Below are 9286 nucleotides of genomic sequence, written 5' to 3'. Positions count from 1 at the left end.
CGACAGCCGAGATCGGCACGATCTCGATGCCTCGCTTTCGCGCCTCGCTTGCCCATGATGTCACGGCATCCACCGTGACGTCGAATGCATTGCCTGTGCCGATGGCAAAACCCTTGGCGCGCGCGGTCCGCTCCAGCTCGTCGAGCTTGTTGAGGATCGCGCCGCGATCCTGGACCGCATCGATGATGGTATCTCCAGCCGCGAACGGCACGCCGTTCTTCAGCGCCTGTTCGGGTGCCAGGCTGCGCGCCGACGAGCCATCATCGACATAACCGATGCCGCGCTTGCCGAGCTCGGCCATCATCGCGCCCATCGCTTCTGGGCTCGCCGAGAAACGCGCGCCCATATAGTTCATGACAGCGGTGTAATTGGTCGTCCGCGACAGCGTCCAGCGCAGGTTCTTCAGGTTTTCGTCGGCACTTGCATCGACGGTCAGCGTGTTGCGGCCGGGATTGACGTTGGGAAAATCGAACGGCTCGAGCGGCACCTGCATGACGATCTCATGGCCCTCGCGCCGTGCCGCCTGCATCCAGCGGCCAAGGCTGTTGCCCTGCGGCGCAAAGCCAAGCGTGACCTCCGGCGGCAACTTGCCGATCGCCTGTTGCGTTCCCGTCTGCGACAGGCCGAGCCCGCCGATGACGATCGCCACCCGCGCGCCCCGCGCACCCGACCAGGCACGTGCGTATACGTCAAATGGACGTCGTCCGTCGGCCGCCCGTATCGGCAGCGGCCCACTCGCGCTGTCTTCGATCAGCGCCTTTTCGGGCAGATGGGCGATACGCAGGTTTTGCCCGACAGCGGACGGATCGCGGATCACAACGACCCCGTCCTCGCCCACCGGCGGATTGACATGGATGATCGCCGGGCCGCTCGCGTTTGGTGCGGTCTCCGGCTTCGGCTTGGCTACAGGCTGGGCGGGTGCTGCAACGGTCTCCGGTGTTGAAACCGCAACGACTTCCGGCGTGCGGAAAGGTTTTTGGCCAAGCGCGATCGACGCCGACGCAGCAACGACCGCCGCAGCGCACAGGCCAGCGATCAATGGTCCCTTGCGCAGCTGGGCAAACCGCTTGCCAGCGGGGCGGCGTGCAGCCTGCCCAAGCGGACGGTCGATTTCTTTTTCGATCTGCACCACCCCGCGCTCTCAGCCAGCTCCCCGAATCAAACTGCCGGAACCTTGCGGCCCCGGCAGCTTTGCATTGCCTCGATCAAGCAACCAGCCCCGTGGGCCGGCGACGACCTGATTTACTGCTGGTTCATCACAGCCTTGTCAGGGTTGGGCGGGAACGACGGGTCGGTCTTCTGCCCGCGCAGCAGCTCAAGCGCATAGTTGAGCTGCAGGTCGTCCTTCGGCTCCGGCGGCACATAGGCTGCCGAGCCCGAACCCTTGTCGCTCTCTTCCACGCCCTTGATGTGGCCCTTGAGCTCGGATTCGCCACGTGTGACGTCGCGACCCTGCAGATCAGCCGGCAACGGCTGGTCGACCTTGATGTCAGGCGAGATGCCCTTGCCCTGGATCGACTTGCCCGACGGCGTGTAATAGAGCGCCGTCGTCAGCCTGAGCGCACCATTCTCGGCCAGCGGGATGATGGTCTGCACCGAACCCTTGCCGAAGGACTGCGTGCCCACAACGGTTGCGCGGCGCAGGTCCTGCAGCGCACCGGCGACGATTTCCGACGCGCTCGCCGAACCGCCATTGATCAGCACGACCAGCGGCTTGCCGTCGATGTCGTCGCCTGGACGGGCGTCGAAGCGGGTGATGTCCTTCGGATCGCGGCCGCGGGTCGAAACGATCTCGCCACGGTCAAGGAAGGTGTCGGAGACGCTGACCGCCTGGTCGAGCAAGCCACCCGGGTTCAGGCGCAGGTCGAGCACGTAGCCCTTGAGTTTGTCCTCGGGGATCTGCTTCTTGATCTCGGCGATCGCATTTTGCAGGTCATCGAAGGTCTTCTCGGTGAACGAGGTGATCTTCATGTAGCCGACATCGTTGTCGACGCGGAACTTGACCGCCTTGACCTTGATGACGTCGCGCATGATCGAAAGCTCGATCGGCTTGTCGGCACCCTGGCGCAGGATCGTCAGCTTGATCGGCGTGTTGATCAGGCCACGCATCTTTTCGACCGCGTCGTTCAGCGTCAGGCCGCGAACTTCCTCACCGTCGATCTTGGAGATGTAATCCCCGGCCAGAACGCCAGCCTTGGCTGCGGGCGTGTCATCGATCGGAGTGATGACCTTGACCAGTTCGTTTTCCATCGTCACCTCGATGCCGAGGCCGCCGAATTCGCCCTTGGTCTGGACGCGCATGTCCTTGGCGGCTTCAGCGTTGAGATATGACGAATGCGGATCAAGCGAGGTCAGCATGCCATTAATGGCGTTTTCGATCAGCGACTTCTCGTCCGGCGGGGTCACATACTGGCCCCGCACGCGTTCGAAGATATCGCCGAAGATAGCAAGCTGGCGGTAGGTCTCTGAGCCCGCCGCGTTCGCTGTTGAGCCGGGTGCACCGTACACCAGGCTCATCGCTGAGGCTCCCATCAACGCCCCGGCAAGCAGAAGCGACAGTTTACGCATCATTTATGTCCTTCCAGAGGTGCGGTCCGCCCACCATGGGGTCGGATCGACGGGTTTTCCATCCTTGCGGAACTCGACATAGAGTTCCGGCGTCGCATTCGCATTTTCCGAAGCTGAGGTGCTCGCCACCCTCGCCTCACCCATCGCACCGATCGGCTCGCCTGCTAGTACGGACTGACCCGGCGCGACGCTGATTCTGCTCATCCCCGCCAAGACGACATGATAGCCGTCGCCGGCATTGAGGATCAAGAGTTGACCATAGGAGCGGAAAGGCCCCGCATAAAGAACACTTCCATCCGCCGGAGCCGTGACGATGGCGCCCGATTGTGTCGCAACCATGTCCCCAAGCATGGTTCCGCCTATGCCGTCGGCGGCGCCGAAGCGGCGTTTTATGCGCCCGGTGACCGGCAGCGCGACCTGTCCCTGCAGCAGAGAAAACGGTGCGGAAGCAATAAGTTGGTTGGCTTCCGGCACGACTGGCACGACAGGTTCGTTGGCGGCCTTAGCAGCCTCCTCCGCAGCCACCCGCGCGGCCTCCGCATCGGCTGTCTTCTTCGCCGCCTGCGCATCGAGTGYTGCGATCAATTCTTTGAGACTGTCGGCTCGCGCCGCCAGTTCGGCAGATTTTTTTGTTTCTTCGGCCAAAGCCGTCTCGGATTCGCCCCGTAGACGGCTCTTGGCTTCGAGCAGCAGATCGAGTCGCGCCTTCTCGCCGGCCTGGGCCGTCATCGCCGTGGTCAGGCGGTCGCGCTCGGCCTCGATCGAGGCAACCACCCGCGACAGCTCCTTGAGATCGGCCATCAATATGTCGGTCTCCGAGCGCAACTCGGGCACCACCGCACCCAACAGGATCGCGCTGCGGATCGACGACAGCGCATCCTCCGGCTTGACCAGGATCGCCGGCGGCGGATTGAGGCCCATGCGTTGCAGCGCGCCCAGCACCTCGGCCAGCACGCCGCGGCGCATGTTGAGCGAGGTGCGGATGCCCGCCTCCTGCTCCTTGAGCCCTTCGAGCTTGCCGGCAATGTCTTCGATGTCCTGGCCGAGCTTGCGTTCGGTCTTTGCGGACTGGATCAGCGCAGCGGTGATCGAGGCGTGGTCCTTCTTCACCTGCGCGATTTCAGCCGCCAGCTTTTCGCGGCGCTCGGCCGACAGCTCGATGTCGCGCGCGACACTTTCGTAAACGGACCGCGTCTGGTCGGGGTTCGGCAGCGGCGGTCCCACCTGGGAGGAAGCTGTTCCGCAGGCAAGCGTGATCATGCCCGCCGCGACAATGCCGCGGCACGGCGATAGCCACGCCTTCACTGGAGAGTTCCGCGCCATGCGATGATCCGGTTGTATGTCTGCGACCTTAGTGGCGGCATCGTTAACGAACCATCAACCATGTTTGTTGGGCACGACCGCGAGCGGACATTTGCCCGGCCATTTTGTCGAATTCCGGGCGTTCACGCGCGATGATAGGGATGTCCCGACAAAATGGTCGCGGCCCGGTAGAGCTGCTCGCCGAGCATGATGCGCACCATCTGGTGCGGCCAGGTCGCGGCACCAAAGGAAATCAGCAGCTGTGCTTCGTTGCGCAGCGCCACATCATGGCCGTCGGGCCCGCCAATGCCGATCATCAACGCCCGCTGGCCGCCATCGCGCAGCGAAGCGATCTTGTCGGCAAACTGTTGTGAGGAGAGATTCTTGCCGCGCTCGTCGAGCAGGATCAGCGCGGCTCCGGGCGCCATTTGGGCACGTAGCCTGTCGGCTTCCTCGCGCCGACGCTCGTCGACATTTTGCGCGCGGCTTTCAGCGATCTCGGTGACCCCGGAAAAGTCGAAGCCGAGCGGCCCACCGCTTTTCGAGAACCTGTCGAGATAGCGGTCGGCAAGTTCCTTCTCGGGGCCGGCTTTCATCCGGCCCACGGCATGTATCGCTACCTTCATCCCTGTCTTCTAACGGTTCAGTGAACCGTTTCTTCCTCTAGATCCGGCGCCTGCCACATCTTTTCGAGATTGTAGAACTCGCGGATCTCGGGCCGGAAGATATGGACGATGATATCGCCTGAATCGATGAGCACCCAGTCGGCACCCGACAACCCCTCGACGCGGGCAGTGCCGAGATCGGCATCCTTCAGCGCTTTGAGGAGATGATCGGCAAGTGCGGCGACATGACGGTGCGACCGACCCGAGGCGATGACCATATAGTCGCCTAGGCTCGATTTCCCCTGGATGTCGATGGAGACAATGTTTTCGGCCTTGGAGTCTTCCAGACTGGCAAGGACTGTCTTGATGGCGCGGGCAACAGCGTCGTATTCGCCTATCCCGGCCGGCGAAGGCAGGATTTCCGCCCTCTTCCGAAGTGCTGTTCTCAGTGTCTTTCCTTTCCGACAGGAACAACCAAATCACCCTGAACGTGGGCGACACCATTTAGATAGGCAGAGTTGGGCTACAGTTTCAAGACAAGCGCGTGCAAACACCTGACAACAAGCCGTTAGCACCCATCTTTCTTGAAACGCTACGGATCGACCGGCGGCGGCAATTGCGCCGACATCGGCGAGAAACTGCCGCTTTCACGTGCCGGAACCGCACTTGTCATGCGCAGCCGCCACAAGACAAAGGCCGTGCAGATCGCGCCAATGGCAATCGCCACATACATGAAGGCATAGGTGCCGTAGAAGGCGGTCAGCACGGTGCCAAGGCCCGGCACGATGAAACCCGACAGCGACCAGGCAAACAGCATGCTGCTCGACAAGGCCACCAGATCGTCCTTGCTGGCGCGGTCGGAAGCATGCGCGCTGGACAGCGAATAGATCGACTCGCTCGCCCCGCTCCACACCACATAGATCGCAACCATGATCGGCAGCGCGCTCCCGTCGAAGCGGCTGGCTGCAAGCCCGGCGATCACCACAAGTAGGCCAGCGGCAACCAGCACGTAACGCCGGTCGGTCCGGTCGGAAATCCAGCCGAACGGAATCTGGAACAACAGCGTGCCGAGCGGCATGGCAAACAACAGCGTCGCCACCTCTTGCTGGCTGAAGCCGCTTGCGGTGGCATGGATCGGCGCGAAGCCAGTGACCAGCATCGACACGCCGCCGACGGCCAGCATGCCGGCGACACCGACCGGCGAGATGCGCCAGGCGCGTGCCAACGCCACCGAAGCAGCCTTTGGCGGTGGCGGCTGGCGCAGGCGGGTGAGCCCCACCGGCAGGATCGAGACAGCATTGAAGGCGATGCCAATGAGCGGCGCCTGCGCGGTCGCGATATCGACGAAGCCGAGYAGGAACGAGCCGACGCCCAGGCCGACGACATATGAGACATAAAAGATCGCCATGACGCGGCCACGGATTTCATTGCCGACGGCATCGTTGAGCCAGCTCTGGGCCACAATGAACAGCCCGCATATGGCAAAGCCGTAGAGCACCCGCGCGGCGATCCAGACAACCGGGAAGGTTCCGGCACCGATAGCCACGTTGGACAGCACGACCAGGGCTGAAAACACCATATAGGCGCGCGCATGGCCAACCCGGCGCACCAGCGCACCGGTGAGCAGGCAACCGGCAAGCCCGCCGGCGGAGAGGCCCGTGAGAATGGTACCGGCCCAGGTCGGTGCATAGCCGGCGGCACCCAGGCTGATCGGAATGTAGCCGAACATCAGGCCGTTGCCGACCGCCACCAGCGCCATCGCCACGATGACGCCGGCAACCGCAATCACCGGCGCGGGCGGTTCATCGTCCTGGCCTGTCGCGTGCTTTTGTTCCATGCCGCCAGTTTCGCCTGCCGTTGCTGCGTACGTAGTTGCAAAAGCGACATCGTCACGCTGGCTCCGCCAATTGCCTGTCCTGGATCAAAATGAAAGGGCCCGCGTTTTGGCCCATCGACATTTCGTGCGAAAAACGTCGTTGCAGCAACCACAATCAAACGAGCCGCGCCGACAAGGGGCATACCGGGTGCGTTCTCATGCAGGAAAGACCAATGACCCCGGTTCAAAAAGCCATCTGGTTCATCGAAAGCCACTATTCCAGGGATATCGGACTGGACGAGATTGCCGCCATTGGCGGTGTCTCTCGTTTCCACATGTCCCGCGCCTTCGGTGCCGCCACCGGCCATTCGCTCATGGGTTACATCAGAGCCCGCCGCCTCACCGACGCGGCGTTCTCGCTGGCCAAAGGCGCGCCCGACATTCTGGCGGTCGCGCTCGACGCCGGCTACGGCTCGCATGAGGCGTTCACCAGGGCCTTTCGCGACCGCTTTGGGCTCACGCCCGAGGCGGTGCGTGCGAAGGGCGCTGTTCCCCAACCCGAATGCGTGGAGCACCTCAAAATGGACGAAACCTTTGTTGAAAACCTGGCCCCGCCGCGTTTTGTCGATGGCGGCCCACTGCTCATCGCCGGCTTTGGCCAGCGCTACACTTGCGAGACCAGCATCGCCATTCCTTCGCTGTGGCAGCGCTTCGGCCCGCATTTCGGCAGCGTTCCAGGCCAGAAAGGCATGGTCGGCTACGGCGTCTGCTGCAATTTCGACGACGACACTTTCGAATACATCGCCGGTGTCGAGGTCACTGACTTCTCCGGCCTGACATCGGAGTTCAGCCGCCTGCGCATCCCGCCGCAGCGTTATGTCGTGTTCGCCACCACCGAGCACATCTCGGCGATCCGACGCATCACCAACACGATATGGAGCAAGTGGTTTCCGAGTTCGGGCCACGAGGCCGCCGATGCCCCGCATTTCGAGCGCTATCCCGAAAGCTTTGATCCGGTGACGGGCAATGGCGGCTATGAGCTCTGGCTGCCGATCAAGAGCTAGACTGGCCATTCCGATGCCCGGAAGCCTATCATTGACTCGGAATGGACAGCATCAGGATCAAACGCGTCTATGAGACGGCCACCGCCGACGATGGCTTTCGCGTGCTGGTCGACCGGGTCTGGCCGCGCGGGGTGACCAAGGAAAAGGCCGCTGTCGATCTCTGGCTCAAGGAAATCGCGCCTACGACGGAGCTGAGGAAATGGTTCGGTCATGCCCCTGAGCGCTGGGACGCGTTTCGTTCGCGCTATCTTTTGGAACTCGCGGCGCGACCGGCGCTGGTCGAAGACTTGCGCGCGCAGGCAGCAAAGGGGCCGCTGACGCTGGTCTACTCGGCCCGTGACAAACTCCACAACCAGGCCGTGGTGCTAAAACAAGCCCTTCAGGGCTGAGCATCCAGTCTGGCTGCGGGGCGATCGAAGGGAACCTGAACGGGTGCCGATTGTTTCCTTTCGCTGGGCGAAGGAATTTTTCATGTACGAGAAGGTTTTCACCAGGATCGCCAACAAGGTGGCCTATGCTGCCGGGCTGCCGCCAACCTTTGCGGCTTGTTGCCTGATCATCGTTGTTTGGGCGGTGTCCGGCCCATTCTTTGGCTTTTCCGATACCTGGCAACTCGTCATCAACACCGGCACGACCATCGTCACCTTTCTGATGGTGTTCCTCATCCAGAACACGCAGAACCGCGACGGTGCCGCGATCCAGGCCAAGCTCGACGAACTGATCCGGGTCAGCACCGGCCACAATCATTTCATCGGCATCGAGCACCTGACCGAGACCGAGGTCGAGGAAATCCGCCGCAAATGCGAGGAAGCGGCAAAGCGGCATGACTCGCGGGCGAGGTCAAAGGCGAAGGGGTAGCGCCAAGGTTGACGATAGCTCATGTCGGGCCCAAGATTGTTGCGAGTTGGGTACGGTGTGGCGTGATTGACTGGTTGGACATCCTCAAGGAGCAAGCCGAAACCGGCGCGGAAATGGCCCGCGAGGTACCTGTCACGCTTGCCAATCCCGACATCAGCCGTGATCAGGTGAAAAAGCTGTTTGCCGCGCTCGAACAGCAGGCCGAGTTCGTCGAAAAACTGCGGCAGGTGCTGGAAGCCAACGACTTCGAACCCGAGGTGCTGGTCGCCGCCGAGAAGCTGGAAGACCGTTACGCCGATCTGGCGGCATCCGCGGCCGAACGGCTGAAGGCTATGCGCAGCGGCGGCAACGCGCGCCGGCAATAACCGTCTATCTGGTTTAAACGCGCACCTTCGCTCCGCGATCAACGCCGTTGTCACGGCTTTTCCGTGCGATCAATGCGGCGTGGCGAGCAAGGGCACCGGCTGCATGCCAGCGCCCGTGATACGGTCAGGCCGGCGGCGTGCCGGAATGGATGACCTTCTTGATCTCCGCACGGAAAGACGGCGAGTCCTTTTCGCCATGAACTGACACAGCGTGCTGGACGGCCGCATCAATGAGTTCTTTTTCGGTGTCGGCCGCGATAGCTACGGTGCACTTCATTTCGCTCGGGAACTCACGGCAATCGATATATTGGCGCATCGTCTTCGCCTCCCAGCGATTTTATCAGATGTAGCTAATATTAATCCCGTAAGCAGGAAGCGGCAACTCATAAGACAAGGTGCCGGCGCTGGCGCTCATTCCCCGGCCGGCCCGCGGAATGCATTTGCGCGTTCAAACGCCCATTGCCGGAAGGTACGGGGCTCGCAGCCGGTCAGCTGCTCGACCGTGGGCAGCGGGGGGCTCACCGCCGTCATCCCGGGCGAGCGAAGCGAAGCGACGTGAGACCCGGGATCTATTGACCAGCACGGCCGGGTTCTCGGTTTGCAGAGGCATGGATGAAGTGCGCCAAGGCAAGGACCCGACCGAGTACGACGATGCTATGACCAATGGATCCCGGATAACCTGCGCTTCGCTCCGGTTTCCGGGATGAC

At 62.3% G+C, this 9286-nt stretch carries 11 protein-coding genes; 4 read left to right on the top strand and 7 right to left on the bottom strand.

Going from position 1 to position 9286, the window contains the following annotated elements; translation table 11 throughout:
* From AC1DUU_RS13945 to AC1DUU_RS13920, 6 genes are all read right to left on the bottom strand, one after another.
* Positions 1 to 1129 (bottom strand): divergent polysaccharide deacetylase family protein (locus AC1DUU_RS13945; protein ID WP_476784007.1); only part of this gene is annotated, 1129 nt, incomplete at its 3' end.
* A gap of 113 nt (positions 1130 to 1242) precedes the next feature.
* A complete protein-coding gene (locus AC1DUU_RS13940) occupies positions 1243 to 2571 on the bottom strand; it encodes a S41 family peptidase (RefSeq protein WP_476784006.1) in 1329 nt (442 codons plus the stop codon).
* Positions 2572 to 3891, bottom strand: a complete 1320-nt coding sequence (locus AC1DUU_RS13935; protein ID WP_476784005.1) for a murein hydrolase activator EnvC family protein — start codon at positions 3889 to 3891, stop codon at positions 2572 to 2574.
* Positions 3892 to 4013: 122 nt separating this feature from the next.
* Positions 4014 to 4496, bottom strand: a complete 483-nt coding sequence (gene rlmH, locus AC1DUU_RS13930) for a 23S rRNA (pseudouridine(1915)-N(3))-methyltransferase RlmH (protein WP_476784004.1) — start codon at positions 4494 to 4496, stop codon at positions 4014 to 4016.
* Positions 4497 to 4513: 17 nt separating this feature from the next.
* Positions 4514 to 4891 carry a ribosome silencing factor gene (gene rsfS / locus AC1DUU_RS13925; protein WP_476784008.1) on the bottom strand — a complete coding sequence of 126 codons (378 nt, stop codon included), beginning with the start codon at positions 4889 to 4891 and terminating at the stop codon, positions 4514 to 4516.
* Positions 4892 to 5067: 176 nt separating this feature from the next.
* Entirely contained in the window at positions 5068 to 6312 is a 1245-nt protein-coding gene (locus AC1DUU_RS13920) for an MFS transporter (RefSeq protein WP_476784003.1), read from the bottom strand.
* Between the two features lie 212 nt (positions 6313 to 6524).
* Here AC1DUU_RS13920 and AC1DUU_RS13915 point away from each other — a divergent pair, with 212 nt between their 5' ends.
* The 4 genes from AC1DUU_RS13915 to AC1DUU_RS13900 all read left to right on the top strand — a co-directional run bounded on the left by AC1DUU_RS13915 (position 6525) and on the right by AC1DUU_RS13900 (position 8578).
* A complete protein-coding gene (locus AC1DUU_RS13915; protein WP_476784002.1) occupies positions 6525 to 7355 on the top strand; it encodes an AraC family transcriptional regulator in 831 nt (276 codons plus the stop codon).
* A gap of 41 nt (positions 7356 to 7396) precedes the next feature.
* A complete protein-coding gene (locus AC1DUU_RS13910; RefSeq protein WP_476784001.1) occupies positions 7397 to 7744 on the top strand; it encodes a DUF488 domain-containing protein in 348 nt (115 codons plus the stop codon).
* 82 nt (positions 7745 to 7826) lie between these two features.
* Positions 7827 to 8213, top strand: a complete 387-nt coding sequence (locus tag AC1DUU_RS13905; protein ID WP_476784000.1) for a low affinity iron permease family protein — start codon at positions 7827 to 7829, stop codon at positions 8211 to 8213.
* A 62-nt stretch (positions 8214 to 8275) separates the two neighbouring features.
* Positions 8276 to 8578 (top strand): hypothetical protein, encoded by a 303-nt coding sequence (locus AC1DUU_RS13900; protein WP_476783999.1) that lies wholly within the window; start codon positions 8276 to 8278, stop codon positions 8576 to 8578.
* A gap of 124 nt (positions 8579 to 8702) precedes the next feature.
* Here AC1DUU_RS13900 and AC1DUU_RS13895 read toward each other — a convergent pair whose 3' ends face one another.
* Entirely contained in the window at positions 8703 to 8894 is a 192-nt protein-coding gene (locus tag AC1DUU_RS13895) for a DUF1059 domain-containing protein (protein WP_476783998.1), read from the bottom strand.
* Between the last annotated feature and the right edge of the window lie 392 nt (positions 8895 to 9286).

The organism is Aminobacter sp. P4_H6_2 (genome assembly GCF_056400805.1).
This window is presented reverse-complemented; position numbering and strand designations above follow the sequence as displayed.